At 40.5% G+C, this 26036-nt stretch carries 7 protein-coding genes; 1 reads left to right on the top strand and 6 read right to left on the bottom strand.

Annotated features, from left to right (window positions below; genetic code table 11):
* Positions 1–150: 150 nt before the first annotated feature.
* Positions 151–16044 (top strand): T9SS type B sorting domain-containing protein, encoded by a 15894-nt coding sequence (locus tag AM608_RS04555; protein ID WP_053580908.1) that lies wholly within the window; start codon positions 151–153, stop codon positions 16042–16044.
* A 76-nt stretch (positions 16045–16120) separates the two neighbouring features.
* Here AM608_RS04555 and AM608_RS04550 read toward each other — a convergent pair whose 3' ends face one another.
* From AM608_RS04550 to AM608_RS12455, 6 genes are all read right to left on the bottom strand, one after another.
* Positions 16121–16882: an acyl-[acyl-carrier-protein] thioesterase gene (locus AM608_RS04550; protein WP_009410646.1), complete on the bottom strand. Its 762-nt coding sequence runs from the start codon at positions 16880–16882 to the stop codon at positions 16121–16123.
* A gap of 1183 nt (positions 16883–18065) precedes the next feature.
* Positions 18066–19511 carry a beta-N-acetylhexosaminidase gene (locus AM608_RS04540; protein WP_053580907.1) on the bottom strand — a complete coding sequence of 482 codons (1446 nt, stop codon included), beginning with the start codon at positions 19509–19511 and terminating at the stop codon, positions 18066–18068.
* A gap of 111 nt (positions 19512–19622) precedes the next feature.
* Positions 19623–21317 carry a right-handed parallel beta-helix repeat-containing protein gene (locus AM608_RS04535; protein ID WP_053580906.1) on the bottom strand — a complete coding sequence of 565 codons (1695 nt, stop codon included), beginning with the start codon at positions 21315–21317 and terminating at the stop codon, positions 19623–19625.
* Positions 21318–21397: 80 nt separating this feature from the next.
* On the bottom strand, positions 21398–22933 hold the full coding sequence (locus AM608_RS04530; RefSeq protein WP_053580905.1) for a RagB/SusD family nutrient uptake outer membrane protein: 1536 nt from the start codon (positions 22931–22933) through the stop codon (positions 21398–21400).
* Between the two features lie 12 nt (positions 22934–22945).
* Positions 22946–25735: a TonB-dependent receptor gene (locus tag AM608_RS04525; protein WP_253273519.1), complete on the bottom strand. Its 2790-nt coding sequence runs from the start codon at positions 25733–25735 to the stop codon at positions 22946–22948.
* Positions 25732–26007, bottom strand: coding sequence for a carboxypeptidase-like regulatory domain-containing protein (locus AM608_RS12455; protein WP_253273518.1), 276 nt, complete (start codon positions 26005–26007; stop codon positions 25732–25734). The genes AM608_RS04525 and AM608_RS12455 overlap by 4 nt, the downstream gene beginning before the upstream one ends.
* Between the last annotated feature and the right edge of the window lie 29 nt (positions 26008–26036).

Below are 26036 nucleotides of genomic sequence, written 5' to 3'. Positions count from 1 at the left end.
TATCTTACTTTTGCGTTTGAAGAGAGAGGTGTAACTATTATACAAAAAGATATATGAGACACCTTTATATATTATAAGATTTCAAGCAACAATATTAATAATTTCACTATTGCTATACTGCAATAGCATAAATACAAACATAACTTCCATATGAAAAAGTTATTACTATTACAATGTTTCTTTTGGGCGACTCTCTCAGTTGCCTTTGGGCAGAATTATATTCCTTTTAGTGTTCGTTACCAAGGTACCGTAAAGGGGGATATGATTGTGGTTGGGAATACTATTCTCAGCCCTCAAGCCAATCCTAATAATGACTATACAGGTAATCACGGTGATAATTCAGGCATTGATATGAAGTATATCAATGTGGAGCCTGAGTCGGGGGTGTTTAACTCGAGTTCGGCAACTGTGCTCGACCCTAATCCTGCCTCTACCTGTAAAAAGGTGGTGAGGGCATATCTCTATTGGGCAGCTGCTTATACTCAGGAACGAATTGATAACCAAACGAGTCCTAGCTTAGAGAGAAGTAAGTTTAAGAATGTAAAATTTAAAGTAGGTTCGGCGGCTTATCGTGATTTGGTAGGAGAACTTGTATATGACGGTAATGATATAGTGAGTACTGGAGGTGGTAGTTATAATGGGCAACGTGCCTATGTGTATCGTGCCGAGGTGACCAATTACCTCAATGGTACTATTGCTAATACCTATACCGTAGGAAATATACAAGCACCTAAAGGTAATGAGAAAACAGGTGTAGGTTATGCTGCTGGATGGACACTTGTAATAGTATATGAGGACTTGACTCGTGAAGCCCGTAATATTACGGTATTCGACGGTTTTTCAGTAGTAAACGAAAATAATAATCCTACTATTAATATCTCAGGGTTTAAAACTGTGCCTACTGGTCCGGTGAGAGCCAAAGTGGGTTTTGCAGCTTTGGAAGGTGAATTAGGTATTTCTGGAGACCAGCTCACAATGAAAAAAAGAAATACTTGGGGATATGAGGCACTATCAGCTCCTGGTCGTCCTGCTAATAATTTTTTCAATAGTACTATTACTGATGAAAACGGTATTAATTATCATCGTAGACCGGCTTCAAAAAACCTATTAGGGTTTGATGCTGGTGTTTTTGAGTTGGCTAATAGTGGCAAAACTTTTTTAGATAATAACGATACTTCTACTTCTTTTAGACCCTATTCGGACCAAGATGCTTACTATCCTTTTATGTTTGCTTTTAACGTGGAAGTGATAGCACCCCATATTGTGATGGAGAAACGCGTGCTCAGCAGTGCAGGTGCCGATATTACAGGGCAAAATGTGCAAATGGGTCAGTCGTTACGTTATAAAATACGTTTCCAAAATATAGGGAATGACGATGCTAAAGATGTACAGATTACTGATATACTTCCTGTAAACTTACAAGATTTTGATGCTACAACAGCAAATATTTCGATGCCATTAGGGGTAAGCTATACTTATATACCAGCCTCTCGTAAACTTACATTTAATATTCCTGAGAGCTTAGTGAAGAAAGGAACTACCGTACAGGAACTTTCTTTTGGTATAAAAGTAGTGAACGACTGTAACAAATGGCGTGATGCGTGTTCTAATGTAGTAGAAAATAGAGCCTCAGCAAGCTATAAAGGAGTGTCTAACCCATCGACACCCTTAACAGCAGGTAGCTTCAATACACAATTTACAGCTTGTAACGGTGGGGTAGAAGGACCGTCTAACTTTATTGTAGACCTTGATTTTACTAAATGTATGTTTAAAGCCACTACGGTATTGTGTGAGCGCACGGTTACCTTGGAGGCAGGAGCTAACTTTGACTCTTACAAATGGGAAAAAGTAGGCGGAGGTACTACAGGAGGTAACTCGCGCACCTTAGTAGTAACTGAGCCAGGAGTTTACAAAGTAACGAAGAGTAAAGCAGGTTGTGCTACAATGTACGAAGAACACACTGTGAACCCTAATGCTTATGCTAATGCAGTACACCCTATTAAAGATTTGCTTTCGAAAAGGAAACTAAATGGTGAGGTGTACATCTGTGCAGATACAGGGGGTACTGAGTATCCACAAGTGTATTTGTGCGGGGGTAGTACTACAGTGCCTGTAAGTCTTAGAATTACTGGGGCTACAGCTTATCAGTGGCAAAAATTGGGCTCTTGTGGAGCTTTACCACCTACCCTAAGCAAAGAGTGTCCGCCTTCTAACGACAACTATAACTGTAACTGGACAGATATAGGAAATAGTGGAGACATTACTTTGCGAGATGAAGGAGTATACCGTTTGGTAGTTACTTATGGCAACTGTGTGTCGCCTTATTACTATTTCCGTATTACCAAAAACAATGTAGACCCACAATTAGTAGGTCGAGACCTTATTTGTAATAAAAACGGTAGTATTACTGTAAATGGGGTGCCAGCAGGATATGAATACGGTTTGAAGAAAACAGGTTCTACTAGCTGGGTGAAAAGCTATCAAAGCAGTAATGTATTTGATATAGTAACTCCAGACAACTATACCGTGTACGTACGTCAAGTGCTTACCACTACCATTACTACACAACCTTGTATTTTTGAGAAATCAATACAAATAAACAAACGAACTCCTGCGATGACTGCCAGCGTTACACCTATGGCTTGCAGTACCAGCAAGGGAGGTATACGCGTACAACTTAGCGGTAACCCTTATCCACCTTTTACTTATACTATTCGCAATAACAACGCTACAGGTGGAGTGGCTTATACTACGGTTACCAATACTACCGACTTAAATATTACTAACCAGTTTACTGCTGGTAATTACTATATAGAGGTAACGAGCCCAGATGGTTGTAAATTTACTACCAGTGTGCGCATTGATAAAGTGCCAGACCTTAAAGCTACGGCTTCGGTATTGCGACACTTGAGCTGTGGTACTGCTATAGTGCGTGTAACTGCGACGGGCGGTAAAACTAACAGAGCGAATGGCTATGGCTATAGTAGTGATGGAGGAGCTTCCTACCAAAATAACTTCGCAAATAGTTATTACGACTTTACCTTTACTACTGCAGGAGTGAAAAACTTTAAGGTGATAGACGACAACGGCTGTATTGCTGAGGTTTCGGCTACTGTAAATACCTTGCCTACACCTGCTATCACAGCCAGCTATACCGTACAAAACTGTGGTGATAGGGCGAAGATAACTATTAATGAACCTACTAATGCTTCCAGCTATAACGTATTACAATACAGTATAGACGGAGTGAACTTCCAATCAGGGCGTGAGTTTCCGAACTTACAAACGGGAAGAAGCTATACCCCTGTATTACGCTATGGTAACGGAGGAGCAGGAGCTTTATGTACAGTTACAGGTGCCACTATTACTATTCCTACTTTTGTGGGAGGTAACCTTATTGCCTCAGCAGGGGTAGAAGAATTGGTAGGTTGTGACACAGGAGTTAATGCCGGTAAAGCCCTCGTTCGTTTCTCGAACGTACAAGGTGGGAAACAACCTTATGAATTTAACTTTGGTGATGGTAACTGGACTACCGATAAGAAAAAATGGATGTTACCAGGCACCTATAATATGGCAGTACGCGATGCGATAGGTTGTACTCGTGAAAACATAAAGGTAACTGTAGACCCAAGAATTCCAGAACCAACCTTTACTCCTTCACAAATTACTTACGACTGCCAAGGACGCGGTTCTCTTACGATTACTAATAACAAAAATAATTACAAATATAAATATTACGTAGACGGTCAGCCTACCACTGATAATAACTTTAAGAATCTTACACCGGGCGTACATACTATTACTATTGAGTATGCTGATACGAATCCTCTTACCAAAAACGTACTCTTTTTTGAGGACTTTGGTACAGGGCGCAATGGTGGTAATGAATATATTAACAAGAAATACTATCTTGAATTGCAAGATGGTTCAATGCCTAGAAACGGTTATGGGCAACCTTGGCCTAGTGGTATAAACTATGAAGGACGTTCATTAGCTGATGGTGAATACGTAGTATCACATAGGCTAAATCCTAACAATGGAGCTTGGTGGCAACCTAATGACCATACGAAATTAGCTAATGGTCGTATGTTTTTTGTGAACATTGGTAAGGTATTGGGAACTGAGGGAGCTATTTTGTACCAACGTCCTATTAGAGACTTGATTCCAGGTAAAGAAGTAAAATTCTCGGTAGCCTTGATGAATTTATTAGGTTCTAATGACCCTCGCTACCCAATTGGTGCACCAGATTTGGCTATAGAACTTTATACTGACCAAGCTGCTGTAGATGCCAAAAACCCTCTTGTTTCAGTGCGTATTGCCCCTCGAATTCCAGGTAGCAAGGGGCCTAATGACTGGACTGAATTTGAACGTGCTCTAAACCCAGGAAATCATACTGAGCTTATTGCGGTAATACGTTCTTTCAGTTTGGTAGAAAGCGGTAATGACTTGGCAATGGACGATATCTACCTTTACCAAGAGCCAAAGGCTTGTGGCTTTACCTATACTACTACTGTAACGATTGCTAACGACAAGGCTTTCGGGGTAGACCCTGCTACCGAAAAGATTACGCAACCTAAATGTAATGGAGAGCAAGGTAGTTACCAAATAGGCTTGAAAAATGCACCTTCTACCTATTATGTACAAAAAGATAACACAGGTAGTTTTGTAGCTACCACAGGTAATCCTTTCAGATGGGATAACATACCTGCAGGTGCTCATACCGTGAAAATACGTGCAGAACAAAATAATACTAATTGTGAGGCAACACGTACTTTTAATATTGCTAACCCTGTAGCTATTACTGTTTCAGTACCTAACAATGTATTGATAGGTTGTAACCCATCACGTGTAGAGGTAACTGTTACTGCCAATGGTGGTAGTGCTCCTTATAGTTATGAACTATATAGAGGTGCTACAAGAATAACGGGCTCTAACAATCCTAAGTTTGTAATTACACAAGCAGGTACTTACAGGGTGGTAGTGAAAGATGCTAATAACTGTACTAAAGACGCTACCTTCAATGTGGTGAGTCCGAATACTATTAGTTTGAGAGGTACTTCGGGTACAGCTAACGACTTCTGTACAGCTGCTACTTCACAAGCAAAAGTGGAAGTAGAAGTGACAGTAGCAGGAGGAGGAAATAATGCACCTTATACATTCCAACTCAACGGAGTGACTAAGGCGACCCAAAATGGTACTAAATATACATTCACAGGTTTAGGAGTGGGTAACCATACTTTTACTGTTATCGATAAATATGGTTGTACCGCTACTTATAGTAAGGCTTTAACAACTCCTATAGTAATAGATGGCTCAGGAGCACAAGTAGCCAAGGATATTGCCTGTGGAAGAAATGAAAATGAACGCAAGGGAAGAATTACCTTGAAAGTAAAAGGAGGTACAACGCCTTATACTTATACTATAGAAAAAGTAGGAGGAGGTATCGTAGTAGGAAAAACTGCTGTGCCAGCTAATAATACCGTAGTATATGAAACTGCTCAGGTAGGTACTTATAAGATAGTAGTACTTGACAGCAATAATTGTAGGGTAGAATCTTCGGCTACACTTAGAGCACCAGCAGCTGTAACTGCTAATGTAACCTCTACTGACGTATTGTGTAAGGGTACTAATAATGGTTCTATATCTGTAGTTGTAACAGGTGGTAAAGCACCATTTACTTTCTACGTAAATGGTAGTAACCTAGGAGGAGGTACTTCAAAAGAATTTAGAAACTTGCGACCAGGTTCTTATACTGTAAAAGTAGTAGATGCAAATAACTGTACGTATGAAACAACGCGAAATATTAGTGATGCGCCCTCTGAACTTAAAGGATTTGTAGGTGTAGCAGAGCTTATAGGTTGTGGTAAAACAGGACCTACAGCAGGTAAAGCAAAGATTAAGTTTACTAACGTATCGGGTGGTCAGCGTCCATATTCGTATAAATATGATGGTAACTATACTTCTTCATCAGAAGGTTGGTTGCCAGCGGGTAGACATACCGTATATATAAAAGATGCGAGAGGTTGTGAATTGCCATTGCAAGTAACTGTAGACCCCGTTATTCCAGAACCAGCAGGATTTACCTATACAGCTACTGACTTTGATTGTAACGGTAAAGCTACTGTACAGTTTAGGACTTCATCACCTACCTCTTACGACTATGAGTATGAAGTAAATGGTAAAAAGGCAAAAGGTAGAATTGCCAATATTGCAGGCTTAGCACCGGGAACTTATACCGTAACGGTACGTTATAGAGATTTGAACCAACCACCAAGTGATGCTATTATAAAAGAAGATTTTGGTACTGGTAAAGATAAGTGTATTTCTAATATATCACCTTTCTTGACTTGCGCTAGATTTATTACCTTCCCAGCAGGTCCAGGACACTATGTAGTGGGTAATAAGAACTCTCGATTTATATCAATAGGGGACGTAGACCGTGCGGGTGTATCAGGTATATGGACACATCCTAACCCACGTTCAGGAAATCCTGAAGATCGTTTCTTGATAGTGGATATAGGAAATGTAAGAAACCAAGACGTATTATATTGGAAAGATGTAAATGATGTAGACCCTCATAGGAAAGTACAATATGAGATGTACTTGTTCAACTTGTTTAAACCTCATAAAGGAGCTCAAGAACCAGACGTACAAATACGCTTGGTGAACAAGGCTAATAATCAAGTGTTAGACTTTAAGAATTCAGGTAAATTAGCACACCACAACGATCCTAATAACTGGGTGAAATTTGAAGGAGAATTAGATCCTAAAGGAGCTACTTCTATAAGAGTAGAAATACGTACTAATAGTTGGGCTGATTGGGGCTGTGACTTTTTGGTAGATGATATATTTGTATACCAAAGACCAGATGTGTGCTGGCAAGAAATGACTAAGGTTATTACCATACCAGGTGATAGAGAATTTAAAGCAGAAATGACTGCTAAGACAGATGTAACTTGTTATGGAACGGGAACAGCAAAAGTAACCTTTAAGGTACAAAACATAGGCGCTGGTAATTATAATGTAGTAGTAGATGGAGGAGCTCCTATTTTCTCAAACCAAACAGCGGGTACTATAGTAATTCCTAACCTATCAGTAGGTAATCACACCATAGAATTTAACCACAGTGGTAACTGTAAAGTAACTCGTGTTGTTACTATTACACAACCTGCTAAGCTTACTCTTAGTGCTACTATTACTGAACCTGCAATGTGTTCTAACGGACAACAAGCACGTGTAACCCTTGTAGCAAATGGAGGGGTGCCACCTTATCGTTATCAGTATACAGTAGGAGGTGGAGCAGGTAGGACACAAACTACACCTATTTTTAGCAATATACCTGCAGGAAGTGTAAACTTTAAGGTAATAGATAAAAATGGTTGTGAGGCTACTTTAGCAAGCAACTTGAATATACCTACCCCACAAACTGTAAACTTTACTCTTTCGGCTACTGATTGCTACGAAGGAGGCAATACAGGTGAGGTAACCGTGAAAATAAATGCGGGTAATGGTGGTTATAAAGTGAAATTGAACAACGGTACTCCTGTAACTTTAGCAGCAGGAGTTACTAATCATACCTTCACTGGTCTTACTCAAGGAAGTTATAGAGTAACCGTTACTGACCAATATGGTTGTAGTGCAGTACAGAATATTATAATTCGTCCTACCTTGAACACCAGTGTGAAGGTAACCAATGAAAGTTGTGTGCCAGGTAAGATAGAAGTAACTGCAACAGGAGGTGACGGTAATTATACCTATGCTTTTGCACAAGGTTCAGTAACTACTGTTACAGCAGGAACTTTTGGAACTACCAATACTTACAATGTACCTCCTATCACAGGTTCAGTACAGACTTATACTGTATTTGTGAAGTCTGATCGTTGTGTGAAACGCCACGAAGTGGGGATACGCAAAGCACCAGCTGTTACCTTCGATACTGAAACGATAACACCTACTTGTCAGGGTTCAGGTAACGGTAAGATAGTAGTGAAGAATATCGCAGGAGATGCTAACTTTACCGTACGTTACGGTAATACAGGTACTCCAGTAATTGCTACTTTCACAGGTATTGCAACTAATACTTATACAATTGACAACTTGGTAGCAGGAGCTTACTCTATTACTGTAACCGACCGTTATGGTTGTAGTACAAGTAAAAATGTTACCTTGCAAGATATGCCAGCGCTTACTGCTAGCATTACGGTACCATCTAGCCCAGGAGATTGTATCACAGCAGGTCAAGCAGTATCTCTTACTCTTACAATGTCTAACGAGGCGTGGAATGCTTATAGAGCAGGAGGTAACCAAATATATTATAACTATAATGGAGGTACTTGGCATCCAATGCCAACCAACCCATATACTTCAGCACCTATATCAGGGGTGACTGAGCCGGGTAAAACAGTACAGGTGCGTTTTGCTACTCGTCCAGCATTAGGAGGTTCCGATATTTGTAGTACAAGTGCAATAGATTATGTAGTGCCACGTCCGTTAGGAACAGTGAGTGTAACTACTGATATAGGAGATTTCCGCTTAGGTTGTATTACAGCAGGTAAGACTTACTTTACTGCTACAGTAACTGTGGGCACTGGTAACCCTCCTTTCCGATATAATGTAAATGGAGGAGCTTGGTCAGCACCTACTCCATCAGGCACCTATGTATTTACTAACTTGATAGTAGGTAGGACTTATACTTTTGGAGTGATAGATGCAAATAATTGTGAAACTGAATTTACTGGTGATATTTATGCTAATGTAGCTACACCGGCAATGACAGTGATTGTTTCGCCACAACCTGCTTGCCACGGAGGTCAAGGACAAGCTACCTTTAGAATCCACCGTGAGTCACAATACACAGGAGGTTCTCCAGCGGGTACACCACTTACTTGGGTGTTATATGAAAAAACACCAGGAGCAGGTTTAGGTAATCCAATTGTGAGTGGTACTGCTGTAATGCCAGCACCAGGTAATGATGCTACGAACGTTACCCCAGCAGGACCTCATAGCTTAGCACCTAACAAGACTTACTATGTGGTAGTAACAGAAGGTACTTGTGTATGGGGTAGTCGTGATGCTCATATTAGAGAGTTAGGTACTCTTACTGCTACGGTATCAGCAAGTACGCAAATTACTTGTGATAAAAATGGTGTATTAGAGGTGTTGAATCCATCAGGAGGTGGAGGTACTTATACATATAAAGTAACTCCTATAACTCCAGGTGTAAGCTTTACGGTGCCAATAGCAACAGGAAACTCAAGAGTACAGATTATTAAGGATAATATAGCAACTCCACCAATGCCTGTTAACCCAGCTTTACCATATTCGTTCGCTGTGAAGTTAACAATGGAAGACCAATTTGGTTGTAGTGCAGATCTCGGTACTCATACCCTTACAGTACAGCCAGCACCTAAGATTAATAAAGTTACACTAATGGGTTGTGTGAATGGTTCTATCAGTTTGACTATTGAACCACAAGCGAAAGCACCAGCAGGCTCTGGTACTTCGGCTACAGGAGCAGAACTCAACGGTTATGAATACTCAATAGATGGTGGTTTGGATTACCAAGCAAGTCCTACTTTTGGTAACTTGGTAGCAGGTGCTTACGACTTACAAATCCGCGATAAGGCGACAGGCTGTATAGCAACACTTACTTATACCGTTACTGCCAACTTAGAAGCTGAAGCATCACTTACTAAAGCCTTAGGTTGTGGTGCGACAGGAAATGCTGAAATTACTATAAAAGTAGACAGAGGAACCGGTAACTACACTTATGCTATTACAGGTCCTGCAGGTTATACAGTACCTTCTACAGCTATCCCACAAGTGAGTGGTAAATATGAGGCTAAAGTAAATAATATCACTACAGCAGGTGTTTATACCGTAACAGTAACTGATGTTAATGCCTCAGCAGGTTGCAACACCTTTACTAAGACTATAACCGTGTTGCCAGCAGAGTTACCACAAATAGAAACTGCAGTGAAATCAGTAACTTGTAGTGGAGGTAATGATGGTGAGATTTACATCACTGAGAAGAACGCTACTATAGGAACATTTAACTATACGAATGTACCTATTGTAGGTCCTGCTGGTTCTACACCTCTTTGGACAGCTGCTACAAGAACTTACAGTAATTTGAAAGCAGGCGTGTACACAATTACAGTAGACGCTAATGGCTGTCAAGCAGTTTATACAGTAACAGTTGCAGAACCTAAACCAGTAACTATTAGCAGTACACAAATTGTGACACAACAGTTTGCTTGTACAGCGAGTGGTACAGCACAGCAAGCTACTATTAGTGTACCTAATGGAGCTATCAGTGGAGGTACCCCACCATATACAGTAGAATTTGTATATACAAGCCCTGCAGGTACTATCACTAGTACAGGCAATACTTTCACGGTGGGAGATATTCGCGGTGGAGTAGTAACCATTACGGCTACCGATATGAATGGCTGTGCTACTACTACTACCCAAATGATTAAACCTTTTGAGGCATTAGACCCAGAACAAGTGAGTGTAACCGTACAAGGAACACCAACTTGTAACGCTCCAATACAAGTGAAAGTGGATATAGTAGCTGCACCAGGTATGCCTCCACTTACACAAAGTGAATTGCGTTACTATATGGGAGTTAATCAGCCTACCGTACCACCAAGTGCAGGAGCACCTTGGACAACAAATAATGTGTTCTCTGTAAATCCTAAGCAAACTTATACGTTCTGGATAGGTCACGCAGGTACAGATTGTGTAGTGAAAGCATTGTATGTAGCACCAGATCCAAATACGTTCCGCATTGTGAATCCACAAATTAAGAACGTTACTTGTAAAGGCAATAACGATGGTATAGCTACCTTCACATTGAGTAATACAGTAAGCACACATAACTATACTGTGAACTTAATAGCTTCAGGAGGAGTAACACCACCTACAGTACCAGCTGTATCAGGAGCTAATCCTACCTTTACAATTACAGGTTTGAAATCAGCTACTTATACAATGACAGTAACAAGTAGTGGTACAGGTTGCGTACAAACTTATACCTTTAATATATCAGAAGCTGATGTTGCTCTTACAGCAAGTATTAGTGTTCAGTCTATCACTTGTTTAAGTGCACCAAATTATGATAATGGTGAAATAGAGATTACTAATGCTACAGGCGGTTGGGGCGGATATCAGTACTATGTAAGTACTACACCACCTACTCCAACGAGTGCTGTATGGTCAGACACTAATGTGTTTACAGGCTTAACAGCGGGCACTTACCACGTAGCTATACGCGATAGAGGAGGTTGTATGGTAACGCTTAGCTCGACAGTGGTACTTGCTAATCCTAATAACATTACAGGTACTCTATCTATTACAGCACAAAACTGTACACCTAACTCAGGAGAAATAACTGTACAGAATGTAACAGGAGGTGAAGGACGCAATTATACTTTCCAACTTATTAGAGATGGTGTATTACAAGGAGCTGCACAAACAAGTACTGTATTTACAGGCTTAGGAGCAGGCACTTATCAAGTAGCTATCAGTGATACTTGGGGTTGTACCGCTACTCTTACCCAATCGGTGACCTTGTATGACCCAATTGATAGTGCAAGTATAGGAGTAGTATTTATCAAACAAATTACTTGTAATCCTGCAACAGGAGCTACTTTATCAGTAACTCACCAAGGAGGTTCAACAAACTTGCGTTATACTTTAACAAATAATGCCGGAGGTACTCCACAAGTGAATAATACAGGTATATTTACAAATGTAGGTGCAGGTGTTTATAAAGTATCAATTGCTGACCTTACTACAGGTTGTGCTACCGTAACAGGTGCTGATATAGACGTAACTGACGCTATGCCTGTGAACTTTACTTATACCACTACGGCGGTAACTTGTCACGGTGCAAGCAACGGACGACTTGTGATTACCATACCAGGAACACAAATACAAACCGATTACCAAATTAATATTGCAGGAGCAGGAGGAACTCTCCGCAGTGAAACGGTGAACGTAACACCTAAAGATATTGAATTTGATGCAATGCCAGCAGGTGTATATACAGTAACGCTTACCTCATCACGCAATTGTACTGCAACTCAGGTAATCACTATTGGTAAACCAGATGAATTGGTAGTAAGCAGTACAACGGTGACTACACACTTCAAATGTGACGCCAATAATAATGCACAACAAGCTATCATTCAAGCAACAGGTCGCGGTGGAACAGGTACTTATACTTTCAACTTTGAAGTGTTTGACGGTACCTCTACTACTACCTCAGGTTGGGTGAACCATACAGGAGTATACAGTGTAACTAGCAATGGTACTCACACTCAAACAGTAATAGTGTATATACGCGATGCGAATGGTTGTCAAGCTGATAACAGTGCGAACCCATTAGTAATACCGCCATTAAAACGTATTACAAGTATTGATGTGAACCGAACAAGCCAAATAAGCTGTAACGCTACCGAAAGTATTACCTTAACTATCAATGGAGGTAATAACAAAGGATATCGTATAGAAGTAACCTCTACAGGAGCTGGAGTGGCTATCCCAAGTACACAAACGCTTACCGCAGGAGTGAACACGGCTAATATAGGCTTTAATACACCTGGTTACTATGAAATGAAAGTAATAGACCTTGAAACAGGTTGTTATGCTACTGCATCGCATACGGTTATAGATTTCAGCGATATAGAAGTAACTGCTGCACAAACCAAACCAGTATCGTGCGTAGGAGGCAATGATGGTGAGATTACCCTTACTGTAAAAGGTTATCAAGGTATTTATAACTATCAAGTGCTTGATGCGACTACCTTAGCTCCAACAGGAATAACAGGAACTGTACAAGCAAATGCGGCTACTGAGAGAAGAGAGGTAATTGCAGGTTTATCAGCAGGAACATATGTGATAAGAGTAGTGGAAACACAATCACCATACTGTACAGTAACCACTACTTCGGTGATGGTATCGGCTCCTACACAAGCTTTGACAGTGAGTCCTACTATTACAAATCGCATCACTTGTGAACCTAATGATAATAAAGGTGCCTTCAGTATAGATGTAACAGGAGGTTGGGGTGATTATCAATACCGCTTGTTAGTGGGAGGAGCTCCTCACGCTACTTATGGTACCTATACCACCACTACCTTATTTGAAGGATTGACTGCCAATACCTATACGGTAGAAGTAACTGACCGAGGAGGTTGTTCAACTACTACTAATGTAGTAATGGCGCCACCAGCACCTATTTCGGCAAGCATATCAGCAACTACTGTTTTGAATTGCTTCAACGATAGAACAGGAGTAATAACAGTGGTGAGCCCAACAGGAGGAAGCGGTAATTACGCTTACGAATTGTGGAATGTGGGAGGTGCACAAATAGGAGGTGCACAAACTAGCACTACTTTCACTAACCTATATGCAGGTTCGTATAACGTGAAGATTATAGATGGTTGGGGTTGTGATGTTACTATTCCAGTAACCATCGATGAACCTCGTGAAATGAAGGTAACTGCCTCAATTGCTAAACCGCTTACTTGCTTGCAACAAGCTACTATTTCAATTACTGTAACAGGTGGTACTCCAGGTTATACTTACTATATGGTAGCCAACGGTACAACTACTACAACACTTACAGGAAATAGCACTCAAGCAGGAGTAGGAGAGTACGAGTTCTATGTGATAGATAGTCACGGTTGTCAATCGAAGTTGTCTAACAAGATAACGATAGAAGCATTACAACCATTACAATTACACGTAGATACTTCTGAGGCATATGTAAAATGTAATGGAGATAGTACAGCTAAGATTACTTTCTCAGCCACTGGTGCTTTGGGTAACTACCAATACAAATTGTACAAAGGAGGTGTAGCACAAACAGCTACTGCTACCCAAGAAAATGCTACTGATTGGGCATTTGGAGGTTTGTCTTCTGGTACTTACCAGGTGGAAGTAATTAGTGTAGACTGTGTACAAACTAGTACAGTTATAAATATTGGAGAGGCAGGACCACTTTCAGTAGCTACTGCAAGTACTGATATTAGCTGTAATGGTGAAGCCGATGGTACTATTTCGGTAACCGTAACAGGAGGTACAGGAAGAATCCTCTACGCTATTAGTCCACGATTAGACCGATTTGTAGATAGTGGTTACTTCACTAAATTAGCAAGAGGTAACTATATTGTAAGAGCTCAAGATGAAAATGGTTGCTATACTGATACTACCTTTGAAATCAAAGAACCTACTTTATTAGAGGCTTCAATAGACAAGATAACTGATGAGGTATGTAAAGGTGGTAATGATGGTACAGTATCTATCACTATCAAGGGAGGAACTGCTTCTTACAGTACTTCAATAGATAATGTAACTTGGACAGTAGGCAAGACCCTCTATACGGGATTAGCTTCTGGTACTTACACTATCTACGTGAAAGACGCTCGAAGCTGTACTACCGAAGTATCGGTAACAATCAAGGAAGGAGTAGACTTACAAGCTACTGCTACCGTAGAGTACAGTTGTGGTAATAATACCGTAGTGAATACTATTGTAGCTTCTTCTAATCCAGAGTATGCAGGATATGTATCATATAGCATAGATGGAGGAGCACCACAAGCTTCAGGACGCTTTATAGTAACACCAGGTACTCACACTGTTACCATAGCACATAATAACGGTTGTACACGTACTATAACGGTAGATGTAGAAGCTTATACAAACCTTACAGTATCGTCTACTAAGACTGATATGAGTTGTTATGGTGTGAATGATGGTACGATTACTTATGCAACCACAGGTGGTACAGGAAGCTATACATTTACTATCTCACCAGAGGCAGGAACTTTTGATGGAACTAATAAGTTTACTAACTTGCCAAAAGGACAGTATATTGTGAAGGTGAAAGACAATGTGATAGGCTGTGAAGTAGAACGCACCTTTACCATTGTAGAACCTGAACAGTTGGTAGCTCACGCAAGCACCGTAACAGAAACTTGCTACGGCACTAATGACGGAGCTCTAAGCTTCCGATTCACAGGTGGACGTGCACCATACAACTATACGTTGAAAGACCCATCAGGTAATGTGATAGGAACTTCAAGCAGTGTAGCAACAGGTACAGTAGTATCTAGAACAGGAATAGCACCAGGTAGATACCAATTAGAATATGGTGACTCTGGTATCTGTTCACAAACCTTAGAAATAACAGTAGCTGCTGCACCAAGCATTAATGCTACTTTTGAAAAAGGCTTTAACTGTTCTACTGTTTCTACTACTTGGACGACAGGCTACTTGATGCTAACGTTCAACAATTTGGACGGTGCACTCACACGAAGCAATACAAGCTATGCTATCAATAGTACTGATGCGCGTGATGCGAGACCATTTGAATCGTTTGACGGTAATAGAGCTAAGACAGCACCTATTGAACCAGGAACGAACCAATATATAACTGTATTCTATCGTGGAGCAGGTGTAGCATCTACTTGTCAGGAAACTATTGCACAACGTTTTGATATAGAACGTTACCCAGGATTGGAATTGAAAGACAAGAGCGACCCACGTGAATTGAACCTTATAAAAGTAGAAGCAAGAGGAGGTAATCCTCCATACACTTACTACTTTAACGGAAGTTACGAAAATGGAAGCAATGAGTATACTCTTAAACCTACTGACCCAACCAGCCGTATAGTAAACGGAAGAGTATACAAAGTGGTAACCGCTACTGTACAAGATGCAAATGGTTGTGAAGCCGACTTGCGCATCGAGAAAGAGTTTATGAAGTCAGTACCACCTAACTTCTTTACACCGAATGATGATGGTAGCAACGACGGTTGGGATCCTGATAGATTCCGCAGTTATCCAAACTTGACTGTAGATATCTACGACCGCTACGGACGTTATATCACAACGTTGCGTTCAGGACAAAAATGGGACGGACGTTATGACGGTAAAGAATTACCAGCGGGTGACTACTGGTACATCTTGAAGACTCACGAAGACGGTGAAGATGCACGAGAATATATGGGTCACTTCACATTGTATAGATAGTAAGTAATATCTATAATAAATAAAACCCCTGCGAAGGAAACTTCGCAGGGGTTTTTTATTAAAAGTAATAAATAGTTTAAATTCGTTCAGCAATCCAGCGAGATATGAACGCAGGTTTAGGAGCACCTATTTTTTGTGCATACAGATAAGTTTCTACCAAGTTATGGGCATCGTCGATGTATTTACCTTTGCTTTTAAATCCTTGCATTTCGTCTCCCATAAAAGTTTCAGATAAGAAATTGATATCATATTCTTTAATGACAAACTCGCGATGGTTGCGCTCTGTCATCATATCGAGTGCCCACTGAGTGTATTTTACATTATTTACGTGTGAATTGACATCTAAATCGCTTACACGTACTTTAAAATCGTTTACTTGATACATACCTTCGGGGAGATTGATACGGTCGGTATGGAAAGAGAGTCCGCCTTCGGTACGAGGAGAGAAGATTTCTTGGCGGTCGGTAAGCTCAATGGGGCGACGTGTTTGAATATCTAAGGTAATCCAAGTACTAGCACATTCACCTATTTTTTGGTCGTTGCAAAAAAGTTCGAATTCGCGAAAAGCATACACTCCTTTTACAGGGAGAGACCACGTTTTGACGGTGATACGTTCATTCCATTGAGGCCAATAGTGCATTTTTAGTTTTTGCTGTATGAGTGCCCAAAAGAATCCTTTTTTTACTAACTCTTCATAACCGAACCCTAAAAGTGAAGCGTGTTCAGCAGCGATATCTTGCAACATACCTAATACGCCATATAACCCGAGTTGATTGTTAAGGTTTACTTGTGTGCTACGCACTTTATAAGTTTCGGTGAAAATTGTTTTATCTTCCATAATATACTTTTTAATGATAATTTATTTTTGAATATGCAAAGATATAAAACTATTTTCTATTTACTTACTTTTTATGAGACAGAATAGAGCAAACGCACGGAATTTTCTTTAAAAAAGAAGTGTACCTGACGGTACAGAAATTAAAATAAAATAGGTGTGTGAGCCATATGAGCGGGGAAAAATGAGAGAATTAGGAAATGAGAGAATTAGGAAATGAGAGAATTAGGAAATGAGAGAATTAGGAAATGAGAGAATTAGCAAATGAGAGAATTAGCAAATGAGGAAATGCCAATAATGCCAGAAATACTAATAATTAACTTTGCCAAAGGTGCGAGCCGCACAGGCAGTCGTAGCACGACGGGCGATTAACTTTGGCAAAGTGTGTGCCGTAAAAGTGATACATTTGAGCTATCGGAAGGAAACGGAGAAGAACGGAAGAGGGTCGAGAGGGAATTTGATGAAAAAAGGCTATGAGAAGGGTGGGGTTAGCTTATAGAGAGCTTATAGGAAGCTTATACGAATCTTGGACGATTGGTATAGAAAGGGTATATAAATAGTTGATTCATAATATAATAAAACAGTGCTAAAAATGTTAAAAACAGGGTTTCGAGACGAAAGAAAGAGGAAGAGGCACTAGGCCTTAGGCCATAGGCACTAGGAGATAACATTCCCCTTTACACATACCCAGCTGTCGCTGGCTACCTTCAAAGGGGGAATGTAGGGACGGAAAAGCGGAGGAAACCTCCCCCCCTTACACATACTCCGCTCTTGCGAGGCACATACTCAGCTGTGTCTGGCTACCTTCAAAGGGAAATATAATGACGGAAAAGTGAGAGGTACACTGGCGGGAGGTTCGTAGGAGTTTTAGGAGAAGGTCAGAGGAGCTAGGTCGTCGTAGTGCGACAGGCAATTTAAAAATAATATTATATATTGAGGTAAGAAAAGTGTAGCTTACGCTATAAAAATCCTACAAATCTTTACAAATCAAAGAGAAAGGCAACAAGTTGCCTGAAAGCCTCGCACAGATTACACGGATTGCACGGATAGCCCAATTGACAATTGATAATTGACAATTGTGATGGGCACGGATTGGCAACTGCGTTGCTGGATTTCACAAATTACAATGCAAATACAGCTGTATATCAGTATTATATACATCGAACTGACATTTACTAATAGACGGTTACTGATGCAATTCTACTGGGGGACGATAATTAATGCCTTTGTGTAGCAAATATTGCAATTGGAGGTCTAACTTTTGGGTGAATTGTTGCCAATCACGCTTAGGCATCTCTGTCCACCCTGCTTCGGATAAGGCTAAAGCGCGAGGATAGGTCATATAAAAAGCGCGGAATACATCTTTCACACTTTCGCCCCACAAAGTAGCTTCAACTCCTAAAATATATTGCTTTTCTTCTTCGGCTGTGAGCGAAAAGGCGGGATTAAATTCATATACGCGTTGTAGGGTCAGGGTAGGCATCCAATCTACATTAGGCAAATCGTTTTTGACTTGTGGATAATCGAAGTAGGCGTATTCACCGGGGGAACAAATCAGTTTGAAATTATCTTTTTTAGCGCGCTCCAATACTTGCGGAGTAGTACGCATTCGCCATAGATACATCACACTATTTTTGGGATAGGAGGGGACTTCTAACTCTAACCAAATAAGAGGACGCTTGTGGTTTTTCTCTAATGATCGATTTACCCTTTTGAAAAACTCACTCATCAGTTGTTGGTTATTGGTAGTGTGAAGGCTTTGTTTGAGTTTGAGAGTAGGGGAGTGTTCAAGCCACTTGTCCATAGGTGCTTCATCACCCCCAATATGAAAATAAGGGCAGGGGAAAATAGCTGATAGTTCGGTAATGACATCATCGATGAAAGTAAAGACTTCTTCTTTGCCTACACACAACAAATTCTTAGAAACACCTGCGGTAGTGCGTACCCTAATGAGGGTATCGTTGCAACTGAGGAAAGGATAAGCAGCTATGGCAGCATCGCTATGACCTGGTACATCGAACTCAGGTACCAACTGTACATTGCGCTGAAGAGCATATAGTACGAGATCTTTTATTTGCTCTTGGGTATAAAAGCCTTCGTTATTACGTTTAGAACCTTCGAAATCGGAACGTTTGCTCCCTATTTCGGTGAGTTTAGGATATTTCTTGATTTCTATACGCCACCCTTGGTCGTCGGTGAGGTGCAAATGTAAGTAATTGAACTTGTAATGAGCCATTACATCAATGTATTTTTTAATATCGTCTATCTTCCAGTAATGCCGAGCGGGGTCAATCATTAAGGCGCGATAAGCAAAACGAGGCGCATCGGTAATGGTAAGACAAGGCAAAGATTTTTTGTGTGTTACCTCTGCCCCAAAAACAAGTTGGTTGAAGGTTTGTTCGGCATAGAACTTTCCTGCTTCGGTAGCAAACTTGATGATAATTTGGTTAGGTTTGATGATAAGCTGATAGCCTTCGGGATTATTGATGAACTTATCCTGTATATAGCTAATTTTGGTATTTATCGGACAAGTACCCTTATGATAAGTTATCTCATTAGGCTGTGGTACCACATTGATTTGTGCGGAAAGTGGTAAGGCTAAAAATAGTAAGATGTAAAATAGTTTAGACATAATATAAGAAAATGAATGATTATAAAAGTATAAAAGCCTCCCTCTCTTCCCTTAAAGAGGAAGAACTGTAGCGACGCAAAAGAGGCTTTGGTAATATTCTATTAGGGTGCATTAATCAATCTTTACATTCTTAGTGCGTTCTAACTTAAAACGTTCTTTATTCCAATGAAAAGGTTTGAACTCTTGATTTTTGATAATTTTATTATTACGGTAAATGAGATTCTCTACTGATTTGGCATAGAGAATAGGCTCATCAAAAGTTTCAAACACATTGTTTTCAATAGTAATATTAGAATGGAAATACTTTTGTTGTGCTTCTAAGTTGGGGATTTCGGGATAGATGGAAATGATAGCGTTCGTAAATTGATAATTAGCGGTAAGTGCATTGATGAAGTGGTTGTTTTTGATGATAACATTGTGGCAAGCACCTGTTTCATACCAGCCATTACAATCGCCACAGAGTAAGATAGCAGTGCCGTGAGTATGGTCGAAAGTGTTATTGGCACAGACTACCTTTTTAGGAGTGCTAAACAGTGCCCCACGAGCCCGATTGTTACGCACTATATTGTTTTTGAAAATCACCTCAGGTGTCCAAGTAAGGTTTTCTACCCCACAAGGTGTATCGGGATTTACTTCGGTAGGTAGTATTTCATCAAAAGTGATTTTAAATATCTTAGCACCTACTTCGGTAGGTTTATCAACGGCTTTAATAGCTTGAATGCGATAGGTTTTATCACCGATAACGTCCATTGTCTTGGAGGCAATGAACTGCACTTTATCACCTACATTGCCCCAGAGGAATCCCCACGATTGAGGGTGCATATACTGCGCTTTGATAGTGTGATTATCTTCACGAGCTATTACTTTTAGGTAAGTGCCGTGTACGTTAATAGCATCATCAGCCATACCTTCATAGACTCCGTTTTCAGAGCGTATGAGTCCTTTGCAAGCTGAAAAGTGAGTTGCATCGGCTTGGGTAGTGAAATAGCGTTCGGTGCCTTCTTTTAAAGCTACGCGAAAGCGGTTGAGGGTTATATTTTCGGTGAGTTGCGCTAAGAGTCCCATACCTTGGGTGTTATGTACAGTTATATTTTCTAACTTCACGTTTTTGCTTTCAGTAACGAAAATGGCAGGTGTAGGACGTGTGTAGGTGCGCAATACAAAACGCTCTCCTTTTTCCAAATAAGGTTGGGCTCCTATGCCTTCGATGCGGAACTCATTAGGGGCTATTTCGGTAATTTTAGTAGGGTTAAAATTTACGTCAGCTCGCTTATAAGCCAAACGTTTGTCAGCTCTGAATATCATACCTCCAAAGGGAGTTTCTTCATAATCTTCGCCAGTGAAGAAGAGTTTCCCGTCCTTGATTTTGTAGTTTCCTTCGGGGTATAGTTGGGCTTTTACGGTGTTATTTTTTGCATCTACTTCGGTAATGTGTAACTGACGCAAATGAGGGATCGCAAAGTCTATCGAAAAGTTTTTAAGAGTGATATTGGTACAGTTTTTCACTACAATAGGCAAGATAGTGCCGTGAAAGAGCCATTCGCTGTTACTGCCGTCAATCACTATATCGTTTAAGTTTTCGAGATAAAGTCCTACTTTTTTGGGATTGGTTTGGTCGTGGTTGGAGATGTAGAGTTCTTTATCGGTAGTTTGGTTGAGATAAAAATGATAGGTATCCTTGTTAAGGACGATATGTTTATGGCTACTTACTTCCATTTGAGCGGGTGTAGCAGGGGTAGTAACGGCTGTTTTGCACGATGCCAAGCATAGCAATGCGGTGCATAGGGCAATGGAAAGAGTTTTCATTATTTTCAATAGATAATAAGTTAAGAGGCTGTTTAAAAAAGGTTTGTTTTGTAGGGGCGAATGCAATTCGCCCCTACAAGTTAATAATTAGGATTTTGAACTAAAATACCTCTGTTTTTATCAATTTCTGATTGAGGTAGAGGCCATAGATAGTGTTTGGATTCAAACTTACGTGCTACGATACCGTCAGTAACATTGTTGAGCACTTGAGGGGCAATTTTCCAACGTTTAAGATCGAAATAGCGCTCGCCTTCAAAAGCCAATTCCACCCGACGTTCGTGGCGAATGCGGGTTCTCATATTCTCTTTAGAAAGACCTGCTGGTAGATTAGGCATTCCTGCTCTTGTGCGTACTTGGTTTATATAGTTATACACTTCGGCAGAGGCTCCTGAAAGTTCGTTTTCTACTTCTGCTTTCATTAGGAGTACATCGGCGTAACGCATTAGCACCCAGTCTTGTTGGCTTTGGGTAGAGTATTGATAAGGAGCATCTAAGTTAGGAGACAAGAATTTTGCTAAGCCTATATTGGTAGCACGTGCATTGCTGGGAGTTACGTAAACGCCACGGTGCAAAAACTTATCTACAAAGATCGTCTTTGCCATACGTGGGTCGCGAGTTGCCATTGAGGCATTGGTAAAGGCTGTAATATCTACTTTACCGTTAGTTTGTGCTACAGCGGTAGCGGTAGAGCCATCGGCATTTTCAAACTCATTCATAAAGTTAGCCAAAGGCGAAACTACTATCCAGTCGCCATACCACAAATCGGCATAAGTATAGTTATTAGGAGCAAGGTATTTGACTGACATCATTATCTCAGGGCAACTTTCTTGTTTTAAATCGAAAAAGTTATCGGAGAAATCAGGTGCCAATGAATAACCTGAAATAGAGGCTAACACTGTTTTTGCTTCTTGCATTTTGGCAGCAATGGCATTACCACTGTCGTCATAGGCGGTATACAAAATCAATCGCGCTTTGAAGGCTTTAGCAGCGTTGCTCGTCCAACGTCCTTTTTCAACGCTATAAGGTTGAGAAGGCAAGTTGGCAATAGCAAAATCGAGGTCTTGCATTATGAAGTTATACACTTCGGTAGCAGGACTTTTGGCTTTGAACTGAGTATTTAAATCTAATACCTCGTTTATAACAGGTACATCGCCATAACAGCGGTAGAGATAAGAATAGAAGAAAGCGCGTATCATACGAGCTTCGGCTTCATTTCTCTTTTTAGTATTGGCATCGATACCAGAGAAAACTTCTAAGTTTCTCAAGAAGATATTTGCACGCATTACAGCTTTGAGACCATAAGTGTATACATTGTTAACAAAACCTTCGGAATTGGCATAAACATTACCTTGCGATAGCCCAATGGTCATACCGTATTGGCCTTCATTATGTTGCCCATAAGCATTATCGGTAAGGTTATCCCACGTAGGAAGACCTTGCGCAAAGTGAGGGTGTTGCATAGCACCATAACAAGCGGTGAGTGCCATTTTATAATCACTTTCAGTTTTCCAAAACGTACCAGAAGAAGGTCTGTCGTTTGGATTAAGATCTAAGAAATCTTTGTTACAAGCCGTTAATAACAACACTGTAACGAAAAGTGTCAGTATTTTTTTCATATCTTTTCAAAATTAAAATTCTACATTTAATCCCATTGAAATGATTTTATTTTGTGGGTATTGGACAAAGAGTCCGTCGCCAGCACGTTCTGGGTCTAATCCTTTATAGTCAGTAAGAGTCCATAGATTATCACCTGCGAAATACACTCTGAGTTTGGTTAGACCTACTTTAGAAATGATATCTTCGGGGAAAGAGAACCCAACGGTGATATTTTTCAAGCGTAAGTAAGAGGCATCTTGCAAATACCAAGTGTTAAAGCGGCGGTTATGTTCGTCGCCTACTTGATTAAAGTACATACGTGGATAGCTGTTAGAAGTACCTTCGCCACGCCAACGGTTGTTCACATAGTCTAAAGTAGGAGCTGTACCTTGACGAAATGGGTCTAAGCCCCACCCCGTAGTATAGATTTTGCGACCTTCTACCCCTTGAAAGAGGATAGAGAAATCGATACCTTTATACTCTAAATGTGCATTGAATGAATATTCGTATTTAGGGAAACGACCATCTACTACAGTACGGTCATCGTTATCAATTTTGCCATCGCCATTTACATCGCGATATTTAAAATCACCAGGACGTACGGGGTCGTTGAATTGTTTGGGAGAGTTATCAATTTCGGCTTGGTTTTGGAAAATGCCTATCATCTCGAGCATATAGAAGGAGTTATAAGGCAAACCATCTTCGCGAAGGTTATAACCGTCAATTTCACGCGCTCCAAAATTTACTAACTTGTTACGTGAAATATCAACATAGAAACCAGCCCCATAGCTCAACCCTTCTAAACGACCTTTATTGATAGAATGATTATATTGCACTGACAGTTCGTGTCCATAATTATCCATTTCGCCACTATTAATAGTAGGAGCATTTAATCCTAATGCTCCTGTTACTTGTGCGCTACGGAGTATATCAAAAGTGTGCTTTTTATACCAGTCATACACAATAGAAATTCGCTTAAATAGAGTGATATCAACTCCTATATCGGTAACGGAAGTAGACTCCCATTTGATATCGTTATTTGCATAACTTGTTTGTGCTACTCCTGGAGAAAGGGTAGTGTTATCAAACGGATAAGCTCCTGTGTAGTTGAGCAATGATTGATAAGGGTAGTTGCCTATATTTTGGTTGCCCAATAGACCGTAAGAACCGCGTATTTTTAAATTGGTAAGCCATTGCATAGCAGGAGTGTCTTTGATAGAGCTTTCTTCAGAAATGCGCCAGCCTGCTGAGAAAGAAGGGAACCAACCCCAACGGTTAGCTTTAGCAATACGTGAAGTACCATCATAGCGTACATTAGCTTCAAGCAAATAACGTTCTTTATAATTGTAATTAAATCTTCCGAAAAAAGATTGTAAAGCCCATTCTATTGTATTACCATTATTGGTTTGAATGGCGGTAGTACCCGCATCAAGTTCGTGCAAGTTATTAGCTATATAGTCACGTCTATGACCTTGTAAGGTCTGATAATTATTGTACTCTTGGCTATACCCTGCTTGTAAGCCTATGGTATGTTTTTCTGCAAAAGTTTTAGTGTATTTTAGATAGGTAAAGAAGTTGGTATAAAAGTTTTTAGCGTTGTTAGAAATTAAACCTTTACCTCCTACATCGAGGTCGCCTGTTACAGCCCCTGTGTGATAATTGTAAACAGGTACCACAGGGCGCCAGTCTTTATAGGATTCATCGGAATAGGTAACGGCTAATTTGGAATACCAATTCAAGCCTTTTGTCAAAGTAATATCGTCCCACAACTGACCCGATAAGTTGTATTCGGTAGTGTTGCGAAGTGCTCCACTATCGATAATGGCAGGCATATTCTTGTTGGCTTGTTCGAAGTCGTAAGCCTTAGAAACATATTTGCCATCAGGAGTAAAAGGTCTATAAGTAGGAGCCTGTGCTATAGTAGAAAGGAAAGTATCTACGTGACCTTGGCGAGGACGTTCAGTTTTACCTCTATCCAAAGCTACGTTTACACCTACAGTAGCCCACGGTTTAATTTCGGATTTTATATTGCTACGGAAGTTAAGTCGGTCATACTTAAAGCCTCGTAACACCCCTGGCTGGTCTACATAACCTAGAGCAATATTGTAGAGAGTTCCTTTAGCACCCCCACTGAGCGTAAGATTGTGGTTTTGCACAAAAGCAGGGTTGAACATATAGTCTATCCAATCGAAGTTTGGATATTGAATGCGATCGGTAGCATTCTCATAGGCAGCTATCATTTCGGGAGTGTAATGCCCATCAGTAATACCCGAATTGGTTTTAGCTTCGTTGAACAAGCGCATATATTCAGCTGAATTGGTAACCAATTTGAGCATACGTGTAGGGGTATGAATAGCAAAGTTGTTTTGATAAGAGATTTTGAAATGCCCGTCATTGCCTAATTTAGTAGTGACTAAAATTACCCCATTAGCAGCTCTTGCCCCGTAGATAGAAGCTGAAGCAGCATCTTTGAGCACTGAAATGTTTTCGATGTCATTAGGATTGATGTTTGCCAAAGAACCAGGAACTCCATCGATAAGTACCAAGGGGTCGGAGCCAGCGGAGCTATAAGTACCTTGTCCACGCACACGTATTGAAGCCGACTCGGCACCAGGTTGCCCTGAACCTTGCACAATGCGTAACCCAGGTACTTGCCCTTGCAGCATTGTAGCGGTATTAGCTACTGGGCGTTTGGTAAGTGTTTCAGCCGAAACTGCTGCTACAGCTCCCGTAAGGTTTTCTTTCTTTTGGGTACCATAGCCCACTACTACTACTTCACCCAATTCTTGGGTATCTTCTTTTAGTTGTACGTTGATAATCAAGCTATTACCCCCCCCTTACCAACGGTTTTTTCTTGGGAGGCATAGCCCATAAAACTGAACAATAGCACGTTGCCTGGAGAGGCTTCAATGCTATATTTACCATCGAAATCAGTAGCTACCCCACGGGTAGTTGATTTGATTTGCACACTCACTCCGGGAAGAGGAGTGCCTTTCTCATCGGTAACAGTACCGGAAATTTGTTTGTTTTGTGCCCATAGCAAAGAGGTAGTACTCCATAGAGCTATTAGCAATAAGAAGATTTTTCGTTTCATACTTCCAAAACTTTTTATTGGTTATTTAA

The organism is Capnocytophaga sp. oral taxon 323 (genome assembly GCF_001278825.1).
Classification (GTDB): domain Bacteria; phylum Bacteroidota; class Bacteroidia; order Flavobacteriales; family Flavobacteriaceae; genus Capnocytophaga; species Capnocytophaga ochracea.
Note: the sequence above shows the minus strand (reverse complement) of the source record. Positions and strands in the feature narration are given on the sequence as shown.